17 protein-coding genes are annotated in these 21,189 nt (G+C 73.4%); 15 read left to right on the forward strand and 2 right to left on the reverse strand.

Going from position 1 to position 21,189, the window contains the following annotated elements:
- Nucleotides 1–701 precede the first annotated feature (701 nt).
- Nucleotides 702–4,364, forward strand: coding sequence for a chromosome segregation protein SMC (smc, locus tag ABWI07_RS26795; protein ID WP_353820159.1), 3,663 nt, complete (start codon nt 702–704; stop codon nt 4,362–4,364).
- A gap of 16 nt (nt 4,365–4,380) precedes the next feature.
- Here the strand turns inward: smc and ABWI07_RS26800 are convergent, their stop codons facing one another.
- On the reverse strand, nt 4,381–5,487 hold the full coding sequence (locus ABWI07_RS26800; RefSeq protein WP_353820160.1) for a helix-turn-helix domain-containing protein: 1,107 nt from the start codon (nt 5,485–5,487) through the stop codon (nt 4,381–4,383).
- 227 nt (nt 5,488–5,714) lie between these two features.
- On the opposite strand from ABWI07_RS26800, the gene ABWI07_RS26805 reads away from it, so the two are divergent.
- Complete coding sequence (locus tag ABWI07_RS26805) at nt 5,715–6,920, forward strand: sensor histidine kinase (protein ID WP_149257810.1); 1,206 nt, start codon at nt 5,715–5,717, stop codon at nt 6,918–6,920.
- Nucleotides 6,920–7,606, forward strand: a complete 687-nt coding sequence (locus ABWI07_RS26810; RefSeq protein WP_149257809.1) for a response regulator transcription factor — start codon at nt 6,920–6,922, stop codon at nt 7,604–7,606. The genes ABWI07_RS26805 and ABWI07_RS26810 overlap by 1 nt, the downstream gene beginning before the upstream one ends.
- Nucleotides 7,607–7,802: 196 nt before the next feature.
- On the opposite strand, the gene ABWI07_RS26815 is transcribed toward ABWI07_RS26810, so the two are convergent.
- Nucleotides 7,803–8,336, reverse strand: a complete 534-nt coding sequence (locus ABWI07_RS26815; RefSeq protein ID WP_353820161.1) for a hypothetical protein — start codon at nt 8,334–8,336, stop codon at nt 7,803–7,805.
- A gap of 803 nt (nt 8,337–9,139) precedes the next feature.
- Between ABWI07_RS26815 and ABWI07_RS26820 the strand changes: the two genes are divergently transcribed.
- The 12 genes from ABWI07_RS26820 to trmD all read left to right on the forward strand — a co-directional run bounded on the left by ABWI07_RS26820 (nt 9,140) and on the right by trmD (nt 21,159).
- The gene (locus tag ABWI07_RS26820; protein ID WP_160160857.1) at nt 9,140–9,547 is read left to right on the forward strand and encodes a globin domain-containing protein; all 408 of its coding nucleotides are present in this window, start codon (nt 9,140–9,142) and stop codon (nt 9,545–9,547) included.
- A gap of 3 nt (nt 9,548–9,550) precedes the next feature.
- A complete protein-coding gene (locus tag ABWI07_RS26825; RefSeq protein ID WP_149257806.1) occupies nt 9,551–10,702 on the forward strand; it encodes a globin domain-containing protein in 1,152 nt (383 codons plus the stop codon).
- Nucleotides 10,703–10,707: 5 nt separating this feature from the next.
- On the forward strand, nt 10,708–11,379 hold the full coding sequence (locus ABWI07_RS26830; protein ID WP_160160856.1) for a DivIVA domain-containing protein: 672 nt from the start codon (nt 10,708–10,710) through the stop codon (nt 11,377–11,379).
- 136 nt (nt 11,380–11,515) lie between these two features.
- The gene (gene ftsY, locus ABWI07_RS26835) at nt 11,516–12,670 is read left to right on the forward strand and encodes a signal recognition particle-docking protein FtsY (protein WP_149257804.1); all 1,155 of its coding nucleotides are present in this window, start codon (nt 11,516–11,518) and stop codon (nt 12,668–12,670) included.
- Between the two features lie 236 nt (nt 12,671–12,906).
- Nucleotides 12,907–14,247, forward strand: a complete 1,341-nt coding sequence (locus ABWI07_RS26840; RefSeq protein ID WP_149257803.1) for an ammonium transporter — start codon at nt 12,907–12,909, stop codon at nt 14,245–14,247.
- On the forward strand, nt 14,247–14,585 hold the full coding sequence (locus ABWI07_RS26845; protein WP_149257802.1) for a P-II family nitrogen regulator: 339 nt from the start codon (nt 14,247–14,249) through the stop codon (nt 14,583–14,585). Before ABWI07_RS26840 ends, ABWI07_RS26845 begins: the two co-directional genes overlap by 1 nt.
- An 11-nt stretch (nt 14,586–14,596) precedes the next feature.
- Nucleotides 14,597–17,191 (forward strand): [protein-PII] uridylyltransferase, encoded by a 2,595-nt coding sequence (locus ABWI07_RS26850; RefSeq protein WP_353820162.1) that lies wholly within the window; start codon nt 14,597–14,599, stop codon nt 17,189–17,191.
- 87 nt (nt 17,192–17,278) lie between these two features.
- Nucleotides 17,279–18,853, forward strand: a complete 1,575-nt coding sequence (gene ffh, locus ABWI07_RS26855; protein WP_149257801.1) for a signal recognition particle protein — start codon at nt 17,279–17,281, stop codon at nt 18,851–18,853.
- 228 nt (nt 18,854–19,081) lie between these two features.
- Nucleotides 19,082–19,531, forward strand: coding sequence for a 30S ribosomal protein S16 (gene rpsP / locus ABWI07_RS26860; protein WP_141577564.1), 450 nt, complete (start codon nt 19,082–19,084; stop codon nt 19,529–19,531).
- Nucleotide 19,532: 1 nt separating this feature from the next.
- A complete protein-coding gene (locus ABWI07_RS26865; protein WP_179843326.1) occupies nt 19,533–19,775 on the forward strand; it encodes an RNA-binding protein in 243 nt (80 codons plus the stop codon).
- Between the two features lie 11 nt (nt 19,776–19,786).
- Nucleotides 19,787–20,299, forward strand: coding sequence for a ribosome maturation factor RimM (gene rimM / locus ABWI07_RS26870; protein ID WP_149257800.1), 513 nt, complete (start codon nt 19,787–19,789; stop codon nt 20,297–20,299).
- Nucleotides 20,296–21,159, forward strand: a complete 864-nt coding sequence (trmD, locus tag ABWI07_RS26875) for a tRNA (guanosine(37)-N1)-methyltransferase TrmD (RefSeq protein ID WP_353820163.1) — start codon at nt 20,296–20,298, stop codon at nt 21,157–21,159. The genes rimM and trmD overlap by 4 nt, the downstream gene beginning before the upstream one ends.
- Nucleotides 21,160–21,189 lie beyond the last annotated feature (30 nt).

Below are 21,189 nucleotides of genomic sequence, written 5' to 3' on the forward strand. Positions count from 1 at the left end.
CGTTCTCGCCTTGCGGCTCGCTGCGCGATCAGGTTCTCGCTTCGCTCGAACCTGCCTTCGGACGCGATCGCGACCATTGAGGTCGTCGCGTGGTTGCGGCGGTGGTTGAGGTAGTCGCGGTGCCTGTTGTTTGCAGTGCTCTCCTCCTTCGGGCCTGGCGGCCCTCCATCGTCGGGCACTGCGGGCGATCGCTGGCATCGCTTCGTCTCGCCTTGCGGCTCGCTGCGCGATCAGGTTCTCGCTTCGCTCGAACCTGCCTTCGGACGCGATCGCGACCATTGAGGTCGTCGCGTGGTTGCGGTGCGGGCTGAGGTCGGTGCGGTCGGAGACTCGTCCTCGGCCCTTCGGCCCTCGGGGCGCCGTGGTCTACGGGCGGGCGCCTGCACCGCTCTGGTCGTGCGCGACCAGGTTTTCGCATTGCTTGAACTTGCCTTCGGACGCGAGCGCGGGGCCCGAGCAGTCGCGTGGGGTGGCGGTCGTTGTGGTGGCCGGGGCCCGTCAAGGTGCGCGGCTCGGTGGGTGATCGGGTGTCCGTCTCTCGGGCGGTGTTGTTCTGATCGCCCTGTTCTCCTTTCTCCGGTCTCCCGGTCACCGTTGTGGGGCGCCGCCTTGGGCTGGTGGGCGAGTGCCGTGCTCGTGGGTGGTGCTCCCGGTATTGTTCGATGTTCTCGGTGTGGGCACTGGAGGGGGACGGCTAGCGCGTGTATCTCAAGACTCTGACGCTGCGCGGCTTCAAGTCCTTCGCGTCCTCCACCACGCTCAAGTTCGAGCCGGGGATCACCGCCGTCGTGGGGCCCAACGGGTCCGGCAAGTCCAATGTCGTGGACGCGCTGGCGTGGGTGATGGGGGAGCAGGGCGCCAAGTCGCTGCGCGGCGGCAAGATGGAGGACGTCATCTTCGCCGGGACGGCCAACCGGGCGCCGCTGGGGCGCGCCGAGGTCGTGCTGACGATCGACAACTCCGACGGCGCGCTGCCGATCGACTACACCGAGGTCACGATCAGCCGGCTGATGTTCCGGTCGGGGTCGAGCGAGTACGCGATCAACGGCGACTCGTGCCGGCTGCTGGACATCCAGGAGCTGCTGTCGGACTCCGGCATCGGCCGCGAAATGCACGTGATCATCGGGCAGGGGCAGCTCGACCGCGTCCTGCACTCGGGGCCGGAGGGGCGCCGCGCGGTGATCGAGGAGGCGGCGGGCGTCCTCAAGCACCGCAAGCGCAAGGAGAAGGCCCTCCGCAAGCTCGACGCGATGCAGGGCAACCTCACGCGCGTGCAAGACCTGACGGGTGAGCTGCGGCGGCAGCTGAAGCCGCTCGGCAAGCAGGCCGAGATCGCGCGCCGGGCCGCGGTGATCCAGGCCGACCTGCGGGACGCCCGGCTGCGGCTGCTCGCCGACGACCTGGTCACCCTGCGGACGAGGCTGGAGCAGGAGGCCGCCGACGAGGCCGCGATCCGGGAGCGGCGCACCGAGACCGAGCGGGCGCTGGCCGAGGCGCAGGAGCGCGAGGGCGTCCTGGAGGCCGAGGAGGCGGAGCAGGCGCCCAAGCTCGCGCAGGTCCAGGACACCTGGTTCCAGCTGTCGGCGCTGAAGGAGCGGCTGCGCGGCGTCGCCGACCTCGCCGCCGAGCGGCACCGCAACGCCGCCGAGGCGCGCGAGGAGGAGCGGCGCGGGCGCGACCCCGAGGACATGGAGCGCGAGGCCGCCGAGATCCGCGAGCAGGAGGAGATGCTCCGCGCCGCGCTGGACGAGGCGCGCGACGGGCTGTCCCATGCCGTGGACGAGCGGTCGGCGGCCGAGGAGGCCCTCGCCGCCGAGGAGCGCCGCCTGCAGTCCGCCGCCCGCGCCGCCGCCGACCGCCGCGAGGAGCTGGCCCGGCTGCGCGGCCGGGTGGAGGCGCTGCGCAGCAAGGCGCAGGCCGGGCGGTCGGAGATCGGGCGGCTCGCGCAGGCGCGGGAGGAGGCCGAGCAGCGCGCCGAGTCCGCGCAGGCCGAGTTCGAGGCGTTCGAGGCCGAGGTCGTCGAGGACCCGGCGCTCGCCGCCGAGCACGAGACCGCCCAGGAGGCGCTCGCCGCGGCCAAGGAGGCCGCCGAGTCCGCCCGCGCCGCCGTGGACGGCCCGCGCCGCGCGCTGAAGGAGGCCCGGACGGCCGCGGGTGCGGCCCGCACCGCCGACCAGGCGGCGCAGAAGAAGGTCGCGGCCCTCCAGGCGCGCATCGAGGCCCTGAACCTGACGCTCGCCAGCGCCGCCGACGGCGGGGAGGCGCTGCTGGCGGCGGGCTCCGACGGCTCGCTCGACGGTGTGCTCGGCACGGTCGCGTCGCTGCTGAACGTCCGGTCCGGATACGAGACCGCCATCGCCGCCGCGCTCGGCAACGCCGCCGAGGCCATCGCCGTCGGATCGCTGGACACCGCCGAGGCCGCCCTCGCACTGCTGCGCTCCCGCGACGCCGGACGCGCCGGGCTGGTCGTCGGCGGCGGGGCGCCGGCGCGGGCCGAGCGGGTCGCCGGCGTCGACTACGCGGTCGACGCGGTCACCGTCCCGGACGCCGTGCGGCCCGCGTTCGAGCACCTGCTGCGGGACGTGGTCGTGGTCGACGACGTCCCTGCCGCGGCCGCGCTCGTGCGCAGGGAGGCGTCGCTGCGGGCCGTCACCCGGGACGGGGAGCTCGTCGGGGCGCACTGGGCGCAGGGCGGCGCCGCGGGCGGCGGGCAGAGCCTCCTGCAGATGCGCGCGACGCTCGACCAGGCCACCGAGGATCTCGCCGCGGCCGAGACGGCCGCCGCCGTCGCCGCCGACGGCCTCGCCGCGGCGGTGGAGCACGAGCACGCCGCCCAGAGCGCGGTCGAGGCGGCCGAAGCCGCCGCCGGGGAGGCCCGGTCGGGCGTCGACCACGCGCAGGCCGCGCTCGACCGCGTCCGCGCGCGGCTGCGGGAGTACGACGCGCAGGCCGCGCAGGAGGCCAAGCGCGCCGCGCGCCTGGAGGCCGACGTCCGGGCCGCGCGGGGTGAGGCCGAGCGGCTGACCAAGGCCCTCGACGCGGCCGGGGAGTCCCTCGAACGCGACACCGAGGCGGCCGAGGAGCTCGCGGTGCGGCTCGCCGAGGCGGAGGAGGCCGCCGAGGTCGCCGACGAGGCCGGGCACGACACCGAGGCCCGCGACGAGCTGAACGCCAGCTGCCAGGAGCTGCGCAGCGTGGAGATGGAGGCGCGGCTCTCGGTCCGAACCGCCGAGGAGCGCGTCCAGGCCATCGCCGGACGCGCCGACGCGCTCGAACGCGGCGCGCGCCGCGAGCGCGAGGAGCGCGCCCGTGCCGCCCAGCGCCGCGCCCGCCGGGAGGAGCAGGCCAGGGTCGCCAAGGCCGTCCTGCGGGGCGCGCGGGCGGCACTGGAGCGCATCGAGCACTCCCTCGCCGCCGCGGTGCGCCGCCGCGAGGCCGCGGAGCAGGCCAAGGCGGCGCGCGAGGCCGAGCTGAAGGTCGTCCGCGGGCAGGTGCGCGAGCTGTCCTCCACCCTCGAACGCCTCGTCAACGTCGTGCACGGCAACGAGGTCGCCCGCGCCGAGCAGCGGCTGCGGCTGGAGCAGTACGAGCAGCGGGCCCTGGAGGAGTTCGGCCTGGAGGTCGAGGCGCTGGTGTCGGAGTACGGGCCCGACCAGCTCGTCCCGGCCGACCCGGAGAAGGGCGAGGACGCGCCGCCCCTCCCGTACGAGCGCGCCGTCCAGGAGAAGCGCGCCAAGACCGCCGAGCGGCAGCTCAACCAGCTCGGCAAGGTCAATCCGCTCGCCCTGGAGGAGTTCGCCGCCCTGGAGGAGCGGCACGCGTTCCTCACCTCCCAGCTGGAGGACCTCAAGAAGACCCAGCGCGAGCTGCTCGGCCTCGTCAAGGAGGTCGACGACCGCGTCCAGCAGGTGTTCGCCGCCGCCTACGACGACACCGCCCGCGAGTTCGAGCGGATCTTCGCGCGGCTGTTCCCCGGCGGCGAGGGCAGCCTCTCACTGACCGAGCCGGGCGACATGCTCACCACCGGCGTCGAGGTCTCGGCCCGCCCGCCCGGCAAGAAGGTCAAGCGGCTGTCGCTGCTGTCGGGCGGCGAGCGGTCCCTGGTGGCCATCGCGTTCCTCGTCGCCGTGTTCAAGGCCCGCCCGTCCCCCTTCTATGTGCTGGACGAGGTCGAGGCCGCGCTCGACGACACCAACACCCAGCGGCTCATCACGGTGTTCGAGGAGCTGCGCGAGTCGTCCCAGCTGATCGTCATCACGCACCAGAAGCGCACCATGGAGGGCGCCGACGCGCTCTACGGCGTCAGCATGCGCGGCGACGGCGTCACGCAGGTCGTCAGCCAGCGCCTGCGCGACCTCGACTGACCGCGCGCCGGGCGGGCTACGGCGCCGCGGCGGGCGAGAAGAGGTAGCCGCGCACGCCGGACCGGGCGCACGCGGTGTGGATCGCTTCCAGCGCCCCGACCTCCCGGACGCCGATGCCCACGCACATGCCGTCGCCGCCCGTCGCCTGCGGGACGATGCGGAACAGCGGCCCGCCCTTCACCGGCCCATCCACCGGCGCCAGCCCGAACCGCTGCCGCGGATCGTCCCCGCACTTCTCCAAGGGCAGCGGGGAGCGCTCGGCGGGGGTGTCGAGCGTCGCGCACCGCAGTTGGCCTTCCGCCGTGTACGCCCTCAGCTGGAACGTCCCGGCGGAGGCGGGGACGGCGGCGAGCCGGATCCGCTGGAGCGGGTCCTCCGCCACGCACCTGTCCTGCGCCAGCCGCGGCTTCATCCGGTCGTCCGGCAGGATCGACAGGCAGTTGCCGGTCCGGTCGCCGTAGGCCAGCGGCATGACCGTGTACCAGCCGGGCGGGGGCGGCGCGGCCCTTCCGCCCGGGGGCGGCGCGGTCTCGCCGGACGTCCCCGGGGCGGTCCGCGGCCGGTGCGGCTCCGCCCCGCCGCCGAACACCCCTGGCAGCGTCGAGGCCACCACGGCGATCGTGATGATGGCGGGCGCCGCCACGAGCAGCGACACCCGGCGCCGGCCGCCGGACGCGCGTGGAGCCGACCTGCGGTTCCACGGACGCGGCGGCGGCGCCGCGCGGTGCTCGGAGCCGTTGCCGGGAGCCGGTGTGGGCGCGGTGGGCACCGCTGCGGCCGCCAGGTCCAAGTTCATCGGGGGCAGCTCGGCGAACCACTTCTCGTTCCCCACGGCGGCGGAGGGGCCGCAGAGGCGGTCATAGGCCAGCAGCCAGCGCTCGCGCTCGTCCGGCGGAAGGCCGCATGCGGTCACGAAGGAGGCCGTCAGGTCCCGGCTCGGCGGCGTGCCGCCCTGGAGGAACCCCTCGATTCCGGACGGGGTGACCGCGCCGTCCGCGCGCATGCGGTCCTCGAGCTCGGAAAGGGGCAGGCCGGACCATTGCCGCAGACGGCGCATCAGGTCGAGGAAATCGGCGGGGCCGCGGGCCTCCTCCGGCCGCGGAACCGCGCTCGGAGCCGGCACCGGTGTCCTCCCGCGAACGGGAACGCTTGTTCTCGGGGGCATCGTAGCGATCTTCTCCGCCGGAATGACTAATGTTCCCTATGTGGTCTTTGACCAGATCCATGGCGTCATGAGTTCAGCGCCGGTCATGAGCTCGGCGCTCGTCCAGAGTTCGGCGCTCGTCAACGGGAGGGGCCGCCGCGATGCCGCGCTCCGGTGTACCGGTTCCACCTGATTTGCGGCGTTCTGTGGAGAGCAGGATCGGTGCCACGTTCGTCCTTCTGACGCAGCTGCGCGTCCTCGTCATCGGCGTGACCGTGGTGGTGGACGGGCAGGTGCGCGGCGACCCCTGGGCGCTCGGCGTGCTCGTCCTCGCGGCCGTCGCCTCCGGCGCGGTGCTGGCGGGCTGGGAGAAGGTCGTGCCGCGGCTGCTCGCGCAGCCCGCCCTGCTGGCCTTCGACGTGCTCGCCGGCTACGCCGTGCTGCAGGTGGGCGGGATCTTCGGCCCCTACTTCCTCGTGACCGTGGTGACCGCGGGTCTCGCCGGCCTGCTGTACCGGTGGCCGGTCACCGCGCTGCTGTGCGCCCAGCAGGCCGTCCTGTACTACACGGCGCTCTACCGCAACGCGCCGTCCGAGGAGGACGGCGGCGCCACCATGCCGCTGCTGGTCATGCTGCCCGTCTTCTACGGGGTCGCCGCGCTCGCCGGGGCGGTGCTGCGCCGCCTGTTCGACGAGCACGCCGCCGCCGAGGAGGCGCGCTGGCGGGCGGAGGCGCAGGCGATGGCCGCCGAGGAGCGGACCCGGCTGGCCCGCGACATGCACGACTCGCTGGCCGGGACGCTCTCGGGCATCGCCATGTCGGCGAACAGCCTGCCCGCCTGGGTCCGCAGGTCCCCCGACCGCGCCGAGGCCGAGGCGCGGCGGATCGCCGACGCGGCCCGGGTCGCCATCCGCGAGGCGCGCTCGCTCATCGCCGGGCTGCGCGACGACCCGGCCGGCGTCTCGCTGGGCGACGCCCTGCGGAGGCTGGCGGGGGAGTGGGAGGACCGCACCGGCGTCCCGGTGCGAGTGGACGCCGAAGCGGGCGCGGACCTCCCGGCGCCGCGGCGGCGCGAGATGGTCACGATCGTGAGAGAGGCGCTGGAGAACGTGCGGCGGCACGCGCACGCGTCCAGCGTCGCCATCGTCGCCGCGGTCGTCGGCGGCGACCTGGAGGTGCGCGTGCGGGACGACGGCAAGGGCATGCCCGAACGGCCGGACGACCCCGGCCGGCTGGACGTACTCTCCGGCGGCGGCCATTACGGCCTCGTCGGCATGCACGAGCGGGCCGCGCGGGCGGGCGGCCGGCTGGCGGTGCGCTCGATCCCGGGCGGCGGCACCGAGATCACGGCGTCGATGCCGGCGGCGGACCCGGACCCCGAGCCCGCGCGGGCCGCGCTCGGGGGTGGCTGATGGACGAGCCCGTCGAGGGCGAGCCCGGCCGCTACCGCGTCATGGTCGTGGACGACAACCCCTTCATCCGCGCCGGACTCACCTCCGCGCTGGAGGCCGCCGGCGACATCGAGGTGGTGGGCGAGGCGGGCGACGGCCACGAGGCCGAGGAGCTGGCCCGGCGGCTGGTGCCCGACGTGGTCCTGCTCGACGTCCGGATGCCGCGCTCGGACGGGGTGAGCGCCGCCGCCGCGCTGAGCCGGATCAGCCGCGTGATCATGCTGACCCAGGTGGAGGAGCCCGAGGTCGTTCTGTCGGCCGTCCGCAACGGCGCCGTCGGCTACCTCGTGCACAACACCTTCACCGTGGACGAGCTCGCCGCGGCGATCCGGGACACCGTCCGGCACCGGGCCCACCCCCTCTCGCACGCGGCCGGCGCCGCGCTCATCGACGCCGTGCGGGCCGACACCCCCGCGGCGCGCGCGGCCGATCCGGCCGAGCAGCGTGCGCGTTTCGGCCTTTCCTCCCGCGAGGCCCAGGTCATGAATCTGATCGTGCGCGGGCACCCGAACCAGGAGATCGCGGCCACGCTATTCGTCACCGAGAAGACCGTCAAGAACTACATCAACCGCATTTATGCGAAGCTCGGCGCGCCGAACCGGGCGACGGCCATCGTGACCTGGCTCGGGCTCCCTCCCCCTGGCTGAGCTGCACGTTCGTGGTTGGGGTCCCCGGCCGCCTCCGGTTGGGCCCTAGGGCCCTAGGGGTGCCCGCTGAAGATCGAATAGCGTTTCCGGCGAACGGATTCCATGAATGACGGCGCATTTCCGGCGGCTCTTCCTCCGGTGCGCCGTCCGAAGGAGATCATGCTTTTGCCGGCCTTGACCAGTGCGGCGCCCGATGTCATTCGACGATCTGCCAGACCTCTCCGTTGCGGCGCAGGGTGAACTCGCCTTGAAGGGTCCTCTCCGTCATGGAGCCGCTCGTCCAGTGCAGGGCGGAGAAGGGGATGACCGCCCTGCCGCCCGACAGCCGCCCGCCCTTCACGATCACGGTGCGGAGCGCCTCCCGCTCCCGCGGCCGGAGCCAGTGCGGCGTGCTGCGCACGCCGGCCGGGCAGTCGCCGCGGAGCGCGGGACCGCGGAGGAAGTCGCCGCCCTGCGCCACGTAGCGGCACACCGCGTCGTCACCGGCGGCCTGGCCGCGCAGGAACGCCTGGAGCGCGGCCCGCGCGCCCTCGATCCCCTCCCGGGCGCTCGGGTCGGACTCCTGCGCGGTCTCCGAGGGCGACGGGGACGGCGGCCGGGACACCGCGCCGCCGTCCCCGCCGACCTCTCCGTCGCCGTTCTCGCCGCCGCAGCCCGCCGTGAAGAACGCCGCCGCGAGCGCCGCGGCGGTGAGCGCGCCGCCGGTGCGGGCGGTGAACCGGTGGGTCATCGGGTGCCTTCCTCGGGTGTGGGTGTCGGCTCATCGTCAGAGCGCCGCCGTTCCGACAGATCAGACGGCCAGCCGAAGATTAATGCCTTGACCGGAGATCGGCCAGTGGACACGGCGTCGTCCGGTCAGGGAATCTGGACACCCGTCCGGACTGCTTTCCAAGGCGCGACCGCCATTTTCTCGGTCGAATTCCTCGGGTCGTGCGGGCGGAAGAAAGCGGCCTTGCGACCCCGGATCGAGTCGAAGGAAAGCGGGGCGGTCCGGCGAATCAATTTCGCGCGAGAAAGCGTGAGATCGATGGCGGCCGAGCATCGTCCGCGACGCTGAACATCCGCCGCTTCAGGGGCGGTCGGCCGGTCCAGGCGACCTGCCGAACCCTCGCCGAAACCGCCGGAAACCGTCCGCCGGCGGCTGGAGGGGCGCGCCGGATGCCGCGGGAACAGGGGCACGCGGCACCCGGCGCCCCCGAGGTCCCGCTGCCCGGCGCGGGACCGAACGCCATTCACCGTGATGCGCGTCACATTCTCCCATGGAACGTGACATCGCCCAGCGCTCACATTTCGGGCGGAGTGCCGGATCCGATCCCGGGCTTCTTCCCCCGACCTATAGCCGATTGGCGACTTCGCATCCGCGCCGGTGACGCGTAATCGGCGGGATCGACGTGCACCGACCGTGATGATCCGGCGACGCTGGCGGACTTGTGTGCCCCCGGCCAATCCACTACCCATATGCACCTGCGGTTCTCCGGCTCCCACATCGGACTCCCCTCGTCCGTACCGAGAACCGCCGGAGAGGTGCTGCCCGTGGATCCGCGGAAACTCAAAGACAATTTCGCCCTGGTGGCCGCGAACGGCCTGGACGTCGCCGAATATTTCTACGCCGACCTTTTCGCGCGGGATCCCCAGCTCAGGCCGATGTTCCCCGCCGCGATGGCCAAGCAGCACGAGGTGCTGCTGGCGGCGCTGTCCCAGATCGTCTCGACGGTGGACGACCCCGACGCGCTCGTCCCCTTCCTCACCGACCTCGGACGCCGCCACCACGGCTTCGGCGTCCTCGCCGAGCACTACGCCCCCGTCGGCGCCAGCCTGCTCGCCACCCTCGCCTACTTCAGCGGCCCGCAGTGGAGCCCCGAGCTCGAGAGCGACTGGACGGCCGCCTACGGCGTCGTCGCCAAGGTCATGACGGAGGCCGCGGCGGAACCCGTCGCCTGATCCGTGGACGCCCAGCGACTCAAGGACAGCTTCGCGCACGTCGCCGAGCAGGGCGACGCGGTCGCGCTGTTCTTCTACTCCGACCTCTTCGTGCGCAACCCCCACCTGCGCGACATGTTCCCGATCGGGATGAGCGGCCAGCGCGACAAGCTGCTGCGCGCCCTCGGGCACATCGTCTCCCAGGTGGACGACCTGGCCGACCTCGTCCCGTTCCTCCAGCAGCTCGGCCGGGACCACCGCCGGTTCGGCATCGTGGCCGAGCACTACCCGCATGTCGGGGCCAGCCTCCTGACCACGCTGCGGCACTACTCCGGGCCGGCCTGGAACGACGACCTCGAAAGCGACTGGAACGCCGCCTACACCCTCGTCGCCAAGGTCATGCTTGAGGCCGCCGACGAGAACGCCCTCAGCACGCCCGCCTGGTGGAACGGCCAGGTCGTCGCCGTCGAGCGGCGCCGCTTCGACATCAGCGTCCTGCGCGTCCAGCCCGACCGGCCCCTGCCGTACGTGCCGGGCCAGTCCGTCGCGCTGGAGGTGCCGTCCCGGCTGCGGCACTGGCGGTACTACTCGATGGCGAACGCGCCTCGTCCCGACCACACCGTCGACTTCCACGTCCGGCTGGTGGACGGGGGACCGGTGAGCCCCGTGCTGGTGCGCGGCACCCAGACCGGCGACCGCGTCCGCATGGGCGCCCCCATCGGCACGCTCACGCTGGACGAGAGCTCCCCGCGGGACGTCCTGCTCGTCGCGGGCAGCACCGGCCTCGCGCCGCTCAAGGCGATCCTGGAGCAGATCTCCCGCCGGACCGTCCCGCCGCGCGTGCACCTGTTCTTCGGCGCCCGCAGCCGCGACGGCCTCTACGACCTCGAGGACCTGACCAAGCTGGCGGGCGGGTTCCCCTGGCTCACCGTCGTCCCGGCCGTCTCGGACGAGCCGGGCGGGCACGGGTTCTCCTCGCTGCTCCAGTCGGGGGACGACGGGGTCGAGCACGGCAACCTGTCCGACGTGGTCGCCAGGCGCGGCCCGTGGGACGGCCACGACGCCTACGTGTGCGGGCCGTCGGTCATGGTCGGGCACACCGTCGAGCAGCTGACGCGGCTCGGCGTCCCCCGTGACCGCATCCGCCTCGAAACCTTCGCCGACGCACAGAGGTGAGCGCCTTGAACTCCCCGAACCTTCCGGTCGTCTCCGAGGGCTCGCGGCTGACCCCGGGCGAGCTCCACTCGGTGGTGTTCGCCCGGGCCGCCCTCGGGCGCCGCGGGTACGACGAGGAGCAGGTCCGCAACTTCCTGCAGTACGTGGAGCGCGAACTCGTCCAGATCTTCAACGACAAGGCCGCGCTCGCCGAGGAGGTGAACCGGCTGCGCGCCCAGGCCTCTTCTGGCTCCCGCGGCGTGATGGCGCCCGAGGACGCCCACTTCCAGGCCGTCCGCATCCTGTCGCAGGCTCAGCAGACCGCCGACCTGTACGTGGCGGACGCCGAGCGCTACACCAGGGAACTGGCACACGAGGCGAGGCTGCACCGGGAGGCGATCCTGTCCGACGCCAAGGGCCGCGCGGAGCAGATGCTGGAGGAGGCCCACCGCAAGGCCGCCGCCGTGGCCGACGCGGCCGTCCGCGCGGCCGAGTCGAAGGCCGCGCCCGCGCCCGCGTCGAGCCCGGCGCCCCTCCCGGACGACGAGCGCCTCGCCATGGAACGCGAGATCGCCTACCTGCGCACCTACAGCGACGTCTACCGCACCCACCTGCGCTCCTATCTGGAGGCCCTCCTCCGCAACGTGGACGAGTGGGAGTCGTCCGAACGGGCATCCCTTCCTGGGGGTAATGCCTGATCTACCGTCCCGGTGCGGGTACCGGGGCACCCCGGCGTCTCGCGCGGTTGCGCGCCCGGCCGGGCTCGCCGCATGATCGGCGGGCCCGGCGCAGCGTGTTCGCGCGGGAGTGCTCGTCTGGAAAACTGGGGGCGTTATGGAATTTGTGATCGTCATCGTCGCGCTGGCCGTGCTCGCGCTGATCATCGGCGGCGTCACGCTGCTGCGCCCGCGCCGGACCCGTCCGCGCCCGCCCGTCGAGCGCCCCTCCGAACGGACCGGCGGCGCCACCGCCGCCGACGTGGCGGAGGCCGGCGCCCCCACGATCGAGAAGGCCCCGCCGACGGAGGTCCCGCCGCCGCGGCCCACGGTGGAGATCGAGAAGCCGCCGCCCGGCGCGGGCCGGCTCGTGCGGCTGCGGGCGCGGCTCGCCCGCTCCCAGAACGCCTTCGGCAAGACCCTCCTCGTCCTGCTGTCGCGCGAGACGCTCGACGAGGACGCCTGGGAGGAGATCGAGGACACCCTGATCACCGCCGACATGGGCACGGCGGTGGCCCGGCAGGTCACCGACGACCTGCGGACGCGCGTCCAGGTCCTCGGCACGCGCAGCCCTGAGGAGGTCCGCGCGCTGCTCAAAGAGGAGCTGGTCAAGCAGATCGGCCCGGACATCGACCGCTCCCTGCACACCGAGGCGCACGGCGACCGCCCCGCCGTGCTGATGGTCGTCGGCGTGAACGGCACCGGCAAGACCACCACGTGCGGCAAGCTCGGCCGCGTCCTCGTCGGCGACGGCAACACGGTGCTGCTGGGGGCCGCCGACACGTTCCGCGCCGCCGCCGCCGACCAGTTGGAGACGTGGGCGACGCGGGTGGGCGCGCAGGTCGTCCGCAAGGACGAGGGCGCCGACCCCGCCAGCGTCGCGTTCGACGCCGTCAAGCAGGGCATCGAGACCAAGGTCAACGTGGTGATCGTCGACACGGCGGGCCGGCTGCACACCAAGACCGGGCTGATGGACGAGCTCGGCAAGGTCAAGCGGGTCGTGGAGAAGCAGGCCACGGTCGACGAGGTCCTGCTCGTCCTGGACGCGACGACCGGCCAGAACGGCATGCAGCAGGCCCGCGTCTTCGCCGAGGTCGTCAACATCACCGGGGTGGTGCTCACCAAGCTGGACGGCACCGCGAAGGGCGGCATCGTCGTCCAGGTGCAGCGCGAGCTCGGCGTCCCGGTGAAGCTGGTCGGGCTGGGGGAGGGGCCGGACGACCTCGCTCCGTTCGAGCCCGAGGCGTTCGTGGACGCGATCCTCGGCGACTGATCCGGTGCCGCGAGACCGGCCGGTCCGGCCTCGCGGACCGGTTGGTTCCGGCCTCGCGGGCCGGTGGAATCGGCTCCCGAACCGGCTGAAAAAGGCCTGTGAGGATTCGGAAACAGCGGTGAAACACGTCCGGGACGGTTTTCACACCGCGGAAACTTAGCGGCATACCGGGCGAAACGGCCGCGCCCGAGTCTCTGAGCATTCGAGGTTCCTGGCGAGGAGGGACACGCTCAGAGATGAAGATCGATAGCGGTAGTACCGCCTGGATGTTGACGAGCACCGCGCTCGTCCTGCTGATGACACCGGGCCTGGCCTTCTTCTACGGAGGGATGAGCCGGGCCAAGAGCGTGCTCAACATGATGATGATGAGCTTCGTCAGCATCGCCGTGGTGGGCATGGCGTGGGTCGTCTACGGCTACTCCCTGACGTTCGGCGACGGCGGGCCGCTCAGCTCGTTCATCGGCGGGTTCGGCGACTGGGGCCTGGTCGGCCTGGAGAACGCGGCGACGGCCGACGACGGGACGGGCATCCCGCAGCTGGTCTTCGTGGCCTTCCAGGCGACGTTCGCCATCATCACCGTCGCGCTGATCAGCGGCGCGGTCGCGGACCGTGCCAAGTTCGGGGCGTGGGTGGTGTTCAGCCTGGTGTGGGCGACCCTGGTGTACTTCCCGATCGCCCACTGGGTGTGGTGGTCCGACGGCCAGGACGGCGGCAAGTCCGGGTGGCTGTTCCACCTCGGCGCGCTCGACTTCGCGGGCGGGACGGTCGTGCACATCAACGCCGGCGTCGCGGCGCTCGCCCTGGTGCTGGTGCTCGGCAAGCGCAAGGGCTGGCCGAAGGAGCCGATGCGGCCGCACAACCTGCCGTTCGTCCTGCTCGGCGCCGGGCTGCTGTGGTTCGGCTGGTTCGGCTTCAACGCCGGGTCCGCCCTGTCGGCCGGCTCCACCGCGGCCGTCGCGTTCATCAACACGCTCGTCGCGACCTGCGCCGCCGCGTTCGCCTGGATCGTCGTCGAGAAGCTGCGCGACGGGGCGTCCACCACGCTCGGCATCGCCTCCGGCGTGGTGGCGGGACTGGTCGCGATCACCCCGGCCTGCGCGTTCGTCACCCCGCTCGGCGCCCTCGTCCTCGGCCTGGTCGCCGGTGCCGTGTGCGCGTTCGCGGTCAGCCTGAAGTACAAGCTCGGCTACGACGACTCGCTCGACGTCGTCGGGGTCCACATGGTCGGCGGCATCGTCGGCGCCCTGCTGATCGGGCTCCTGGCGACCACCGCCGTCAACGACGCCGGCGCCGACGGGCTGTTCGCCGGCGGCGGGCTCGCGCTGCTCGGCAAGCAGGCCGTCGCCGTCCTGGCGACGCTCGCCTACTCCTTCGTCGTCACCTACGTGATCGCGAAGGTGATCGACCTGGTGATGGGCTTCCGGATCAGCGAGGACGACGAGGCCGCCGGCATCGACAGCACGGCGCACGCGGAGACCGCCTACGACTTCGGCACCATCCGCGCGGGCATCGGTTCCGGGGCGACCGCGGCGGCGCCCGCCCCGCCCGCCCCGGCGAAGAAGGTGGAGGCGAAGTGATGAAGCTCGTCACGGCGGTCATCAAGCCGTTCAAGCTGGACGAGGTCAAGAAGGCCCTGGAGGCCTTCGGGGTCAAGGGGATGACCGTCAGCGAGGCCAGCGGCTACGGGCGGCAGAAGGGCCACACGGAGGTCTACCGGGGCGCCGAGTACCAGGTCGACCTGGTGCCCAAGCTGCGGGTCGAGGTCCTGGTCGAGGCCGAGGACGCCGACGACATCATCGACGTGATCGTCAAGGCGGCCCGCACCGACAAGATCGGCGACGGCAAGGTGTGGGCCGTGCCGGTCGACACCGTCGTCCGGGTCCGCACGGGCGAGACCGGACCGGAAGCCCTCTAGGGACCGCCACGGTGACCCTCGCCCACCCGCCGGCCGGAGGCCGGGCCCCCGTGCCCGCTCCGGCCGGCGGCGCCCCGAGCCGAGAGGCGGCCCGCGCCGTCCTGGCCGCCGCCCGCGCCTCCCGCGCCGCGGCCCTGGACCGCTGGCTGGCGTCCCTCCTGGCCACCGCCCCGCCCCACTCGGCTCCCGCCCCCTCGCCGCGAGCGGCCGCCCCGCGCGGTGGTGCCGCACCCGATGGCGCTGAGCAAGGTGACGCGGAGGCCGGCGCCTCGCACGACAAGACCTCACGCGACGACCTGCCCAGCGCCGGCCCTGCAGGCGGCTCCCCGAGTGGAAGCTCGCAGACGGGCGGTTCGCAGAGCGGCGCTTTCCTGACCGGCGACGGGGGGATGCCGGAGGGGGTGGCGCTCGTCGCGGTGGGCAGCCACGCGCGGCGGGAGCTGACGCCCGGCGGCGACCTCGACCTCGTCCTGCTGCATCGCGGCCTGGCCGGCGTCGCGGCGATCGCCGACCGCGTCTGGTACCCCGTGTGGGACTCCGGGCTGCGGCTCGACCACTCCGTCCGCACCGTCGCCGAGGCCCGGACCGTGGCGCGCGGCGACATGAAGGCCGCCCTCGGCCTGCTGTCGGCCCGCCGCGTCGCCGGGGACCACGCCCTGGTCGACGAGCTGCGCGCCGCCGTCCTCACCGACTGGCGCGCCGACGCCCCCGTCCGGCTCGCCGAACTGTCGGCGATGTGCCGCGAACGCTGGGAGGCCCAGGGCGAGCTGGCGTTCCTGCTCGAACCCGACCTGAAAGAGGCCCACGGCGGGCTGCGGGACGTCCACGTCATGCACGCGGTCGCCGCGTCCTGGGTGGCCTCCGCCCCGGACGCCCGTGTGCGCGCCGCCCACGACCTGCTCCTCGACATCCGCCACGCGCTCCACGAGGTCACCGGGCGCTCCACCGACCGGCTCGTCCTCCAGGAGCAGGCGGCCGTGGCGCGCGCCCTCGGGCTCCTGGACGCCGACGTCCTGCAGCGCTCGATCGCCGAGGCCGCCCGCACGATCACCTACGGGGCGTCCCACCTGTGGCGCCGCGTCGACAACTTCACCAGGGCCAAGCACCGGCAGCCGCCCGGCGATCCGCAGGGGACGGGACGGCGCGGCGTGGAGCGCAGGCCGGTCGGGGACGGCGCCGTCGAGCACGAGGGCGAGGTCGTCCTCGCGCGGAACGCCGATCTGAGCGACCCGGCCCTCGTCCTGCGCGTCGCCGCCGCCGCGGCCCAGACGGGCCTGCCGCTCGGCCTGGCCACGGTGGCCCGGCTCGCCGAGCACGCCGCCCTGCCGCGCGTCCCCTGGCCCGCCGCGGCCCGCGACGCGCTGGTCTCCCTGCTCGGCGCCGGGCCCGCCGCCATCGCGGTCTGGGAGGCCCTCGACCAGGCCGGGCTGGTCGTCCGGCTGCTGCCCGACTGGGAACGCGTCCGCAACCGCCCGCAGCGCAACCCCGTCCACCGCTTCACCGTCGACCGCCACCTCGTCGAGACCGCCGCGGGCGCCGCCGCACTGACCCGCGAGGTGGCCCGTCCCGACCTGCTCCTGATCGGGGCCCTCCTGCACGACATCGGCAAGGGCTGGCCGGGCGACCACTCCAAGTCGGGCGCCGTCGTCGCTCGGGACATCGGCGCCCGCCTCGGCTTCCCGGAGGCGGACGTCCGGGTCCTGGAGACCGTCGTCCGGCACCACCTGCTGCTCCCCGAGACCGCTACCCGGCGCGACATCGACGACCCGGTGACCGTCCAGACGGTCATCGCCGCCGTGTCCGAGGCGCCCGGCCGCGAGCGCGAGGTCCTCGACCTCCTCGCCGCCCTCGCCGCCGCGGACGGCGGCGCCACCGGCCCCGCCGCCTGGGGCGCCTGGAAGGCCGGGCTCGTCGCCGAACTCGCCCGCCGCGCCGCCGCCGCGCTCTCCGGCGGCACGCCCCCGCCGGCCCCCGCGCTCGCCGCCGACCACGCCGCCCTGGCGCGCCACGACGGCGCCGCCGTCCGCGTGACGGGCTCCCGGATCACCATCGCCGCCCCGGACCGGCCGGGTCTGCTCTGGCGCGCCGCCGGCGTCCTCGCCCTGCACCGCCTGGCCGTCAAGACGGCGCGGGTGGTCTCCTCTCCGTCCGTCTCCGGAGCGTCGGCCCCGTCCGCCCAGACGGCGGTGCTGGACTTCACGGCCGTCCCCGAGTACGGGACGCCGCCGGATCCGGCCGGCCTGGAGGCGGACCTGCGGCGGATGCTCGCCGGCCGCCTCGACGTGGCCGAGCGGCTCGAACGGCGGGCGCGGTCGGTCCGGATCCGGCCCGGAGTCACGGTGCCGCCGCCGCGCGTCACGATCGTGGACGACGCGTCGCGGACCGCCACCGTCGTCGAGGTCCGGGCCCACGACCGCCCCGGCCTCCTGTGGCGGGTCGGGCAGGCGCTCGGGTCCTGCGGCCTCCAGGTCCGCGCCGCCCAGGTGGACACGCTCGGCGCCGAGGCGGTGGACGTCTTCTACGTGGTGGACGCCCAGGGCCGTCCGCTGGACGCCTCCGACGCGCTGGACGCCGTCCGGGACCGGGTCCTCGAAAGCCTTCACTGACCGGATCATCGGAGGGGGCGGGGCTCACCCGGTGACCCGATACGCTGATAGGCGATCCCAGAAGCTTTCCAAGGACGGTCCAGACACGTGTTCGAGACGCTCTCCGACCGGTTGACGACGGTCTTCTCGTCGCTGCGCAGCAAGGGCCGGCTCTCCGAGGCCGACATCGACGCGACCGCGCGCGAGATCCGGATCGCGCTGCTTGAGGCCGACGTCGCGCTCCCCGTGGTCAAGGCCTTCATCGCCCAGATCAAGGAGCGGGCGCGCGGCTCGGAGGTCTCGCAGGCGCTGAATCCGGCGCAGCAGGTCGTCAAGATCGTCAACGAGGAGCTCATCGCCATCCTCGGCGGCGAGACCCGGCGGCTCCGGCTGGCCAAGACCCCGCCGACCGTGATCATGCTCGCCGGCCTCCAGGGCGCCGGCAAGACGACCCTCGCCGGCAAGCTCGCCCGCTGGCTGAAGCAGGAGGGCCACACGCCGATGCTGGTGGCCGCCGACCTCCAGCGCCCGAACGCCGTCCAGCAGCTCCAGGTCGTCGGCGAGCGGGCCGGGGTCCCGGTGTTCGCGCCCGAGCCGGGCAGCGGCGTCGGCGACCCGGTCGACGTGGCGCGCCGCTCGATCGACCAGGCCAGGCACGCCCAGCACGACGTCGTCGTCATCGACACCGCAGGCCGCCTCGGCATCGACGCCGAGATGATGCAGCAGGCCATCGACATCCGCGACGCCGTCCGCCCCGACGACATCCTGTTCGTCGTCGACGCCATGGTCGGCCAGGACGCGGTCAACACCGCCCAGGCGTTCATGGACGGCGTCGGCTTCGACGGCGTCGTCCTCACCAAGCTCGACGGCGACGCGCGCGGCGGCGCGGCGCTGTCGGTCCGGCACATCACCGGACGCCCGATCATGTTCGCCTCGACGGGCGAGAAGCTCGAGGACTTCAGCGTCTTCCACCCGGACCGCATGGCGGGCCGGATCCTCGACATGGGCGACATCCTCACCCTGATCGAGCAGGCCGAGCAGGCGTTCGACGCCGAGCAGGCCGAGAAGATGTCCTCCAAGTTCGCCTCGGGCGAGGACTTCACCCTCGAGGACTTCCTCGAGCAGATGATGATGATCCGCAAGCTCGGCCCGATCGGGAACCTGCTCGGGATGATGCCGGGCATGGGCCAGGTCCGCGACCAGATCAGCCAGATCGACGACCGCGACCTCGACCGCATCGCCGCGATCATCCGCTCGATGACCCCGCAGGAGCGCGCCCAGCCGAAGATCATCAACGGCTCGCGGCGGGCCCGCATCGCCAAGGGCTCCGGCGTCGGCGTCGGCGAGGTCAGCAGCCTGGTCACCCGGTTCTTCGACGCGCAGAAGATGATGCGGCAGATGGCCGGCGGCATGGGCCTGCCCGGCATGCCCGGCGGCCGCCGCAAGGCGACCAAGGCCGCGAAGGCGGCCAAGAACAAGAAGGGCAAGCAGCGCAGCGGCGACCCCCGCAAGCGCGCCGCCGGCAAGGGGCCGCAGGAGCAGGCGCCCGCGGCCGACGGCATGCCGAAGGGCCTGCCGCCCGGCCTCGGCGGCGGCGCCCTCCCGCCGGGCCTCGGCGGCCAGCTCCCGCCCGGCTTCCAGATGCCCGACCTGAACAAACTCCAGGGCCGCAAGAAGAAGTGACCCGCACGCCCCGACCGCATGGCTTGAGCGCCGCTCGACGCGACACCCGGGCGGCGCGATTGCGCTTTCGCGGCGAACGTCTGGCAGAATGACAGGCTGGAAACCCGGAATCGCGAGGCGCCCTCTCTCGTCCTGCGCGACCGGAGTCCATCGGACGGCCGTGAGCCGGTGTTCCCCACCTGGCACGGGCCCGTCCATCCCGTGATGAAGTTGGAGTACACCACACCCGTGGCAGTCAAGATCAAGCTCAAGCGTCTGGGGAAGATCCGGAACCCGCAGTACCGGATCGTCGTCGCCGACGCCCGCACCAAGCGCGACGGGCGGGCCATCGAGGAGATCGGGCTCTACCAGCCCAAGCAGGAGCCCTCGCTCATCAAGATCGACTCTGAGCGCGCGCAGTACTGGCTCGGCGTGGGCGCGCAGCCGACCGAGCCGGTCCTCAACCTGCTGAAGATCACCGGCGACTGGCAGAAGTTCAAGGGCGAGCCGGGTGCCGAGGGCACCCTCAAGGTCGCCGAGCCGAAGGCCGACCGGAAGGCCGCGTTCGAGGCCGCCGTCAAGGAGTCGCTGGGCGACGACGAGGCCGCCGGCACCGCGACCCGTGGCAAGAAGAAGGCCGAGCCGAAGAAGTCGGAGGCGAAGGCCACCGAGACCGACGAAGCCAAGAGCGAGGGCTGACGTGCTCGAAGAAGCGCTCGAGCACCTGGTCCGCGGGATCGTCGAGAACCCGGACGACGTCCAGGTCCGCGCCCGCCGGATCAGGGGCGGCCGGGTCCTCGAGGTGCGCGTGCACCCCGAGGACCTCGGGAAGGTCATCGGCCGTAGCGGTCGCACCGCCAAGGCCCTGCGCACGGTGATCAGCGCCCTCTCCGGAGGCCGCTACGTGCGTGTCGACCTGCTCGACGTCAACGAGGTCCGCTGAGTGGCGTCCCGATGAGCGAACCGCTCGTGGTGGGACGGATCGGGCGGCCGCACGGGGTTCGCGGCGAGGTCGCCGTCGACGTCCGCACGGACGAGCCGGAGTCCCGGTTCGCCCCGGGCACGGAGATCGCCACCGACCCCGTCACCGCCGGTCCGCTCACCATCGAGCGGAAACGCTGGCATTCGGGACGCCTGCTCGTGCGCTTCGCCGGGATCGGCGACCGCGACGCCGCGGAGGAACTGCGCGGCACGTGGCTCGTCGTCGACCCCGGTGACATCTCCCCGTCCGCCGACCCGGACGACTTCCACGACCAGGAACTGCTCGGACTCGCCGTGGTCACCACGGACGGGACCGAGGTCGGCCAGGTCGCGGACGTCCTGCACCACGGCCAGGACCTCCTGGTCGTGCGCGGGGCCGGAGGCGAGACGCTGGTCCCCTTCGTGGCCGCGCTCGTCCCCGAGGTGGACGTTCCCGGGGGGCGGCTCGTCATCGATCCGCCCCCCGGTCTGCTCGACGAATCATGAAACTCGACATCGTCACGATCTTCCCCGAGTACTTCGCCCCCCTGGACATCTCCCTCCTGGGCAAGGCTCGGCGCGCCGGACTGCTGGACGTCCGCGTCCACGACCTGCGCGACTGGACCCACGACCGGCACCGCACCGTCGACGACACCCCCTACGGCGGCGGCCCCGGCATGGTCATGAAACCCGACCCCTGGGGCGAGGCCCTAGACACCCTCGTCCCCCCCACGACCCCAACCGCCGAGCCCGATCCCGAGCCCGGAACCGACGAGTCCGGGGCCCGTGAGTTCGGCGCCGGGGCGGCGCCCGCGACGGTCCCGCGGTTGATCATTCCGACGCCGAGCGGGCGGCCGTTCACGCAGGCGGACGCGGTGCGGTACGCGGCCGAGCCGTGGCTGGTCTTCGCCTGCGGACGCTACGAGGGGATCGACACCCGCGTCGCCGAGGAGGCCCGCACCCGGATGCCGGTGGACGAGGTCAGCCTGGGCGACTTCGTCCTCGCCGGCGGGGAGGTCGCCGTCCTCGTCATGGTGGAGGCGATCGGCCGCCTGCTGCCCGGCGTCCTCGGCAACGCCGACTCCGTCGCCGACGACTCCTTCGCCCCGGGCGCCATGGAGTCGCTGCTGGAAGGACCCGTCTACACCAAGCCGCCCGTCTGGCGCGAGCGGCCTGTTCCGGACATCCTCCTCTCCGGCCACCACGGCGCGATCGCCCGCTGGCGGCGCGACGAGGCGCTGCGCCGGACGGCCCGGCACCGGCCCGAACTGCTCTCCCACCTGGCGCCGGAGGCCCTCGACAAGCACGACCGCGCCGTGCTGCGCGAGGCCGGTTTTCCGGTTGACGGCGAAGGTATGGCAGACTAAAGCGTCCGTGCGTCCAGACCGCACGGCACC

Source organism: Actinomadura sp. NPDC000600 (assembly GCF_040492135.1).
In the GTDB taxonomy this organism is placed as follows: domain Bacteria; phylum Actinomycetota; class Actinomycetes; order Streptosporangiales; family Streptosporangiaceae; genus Spirillospora.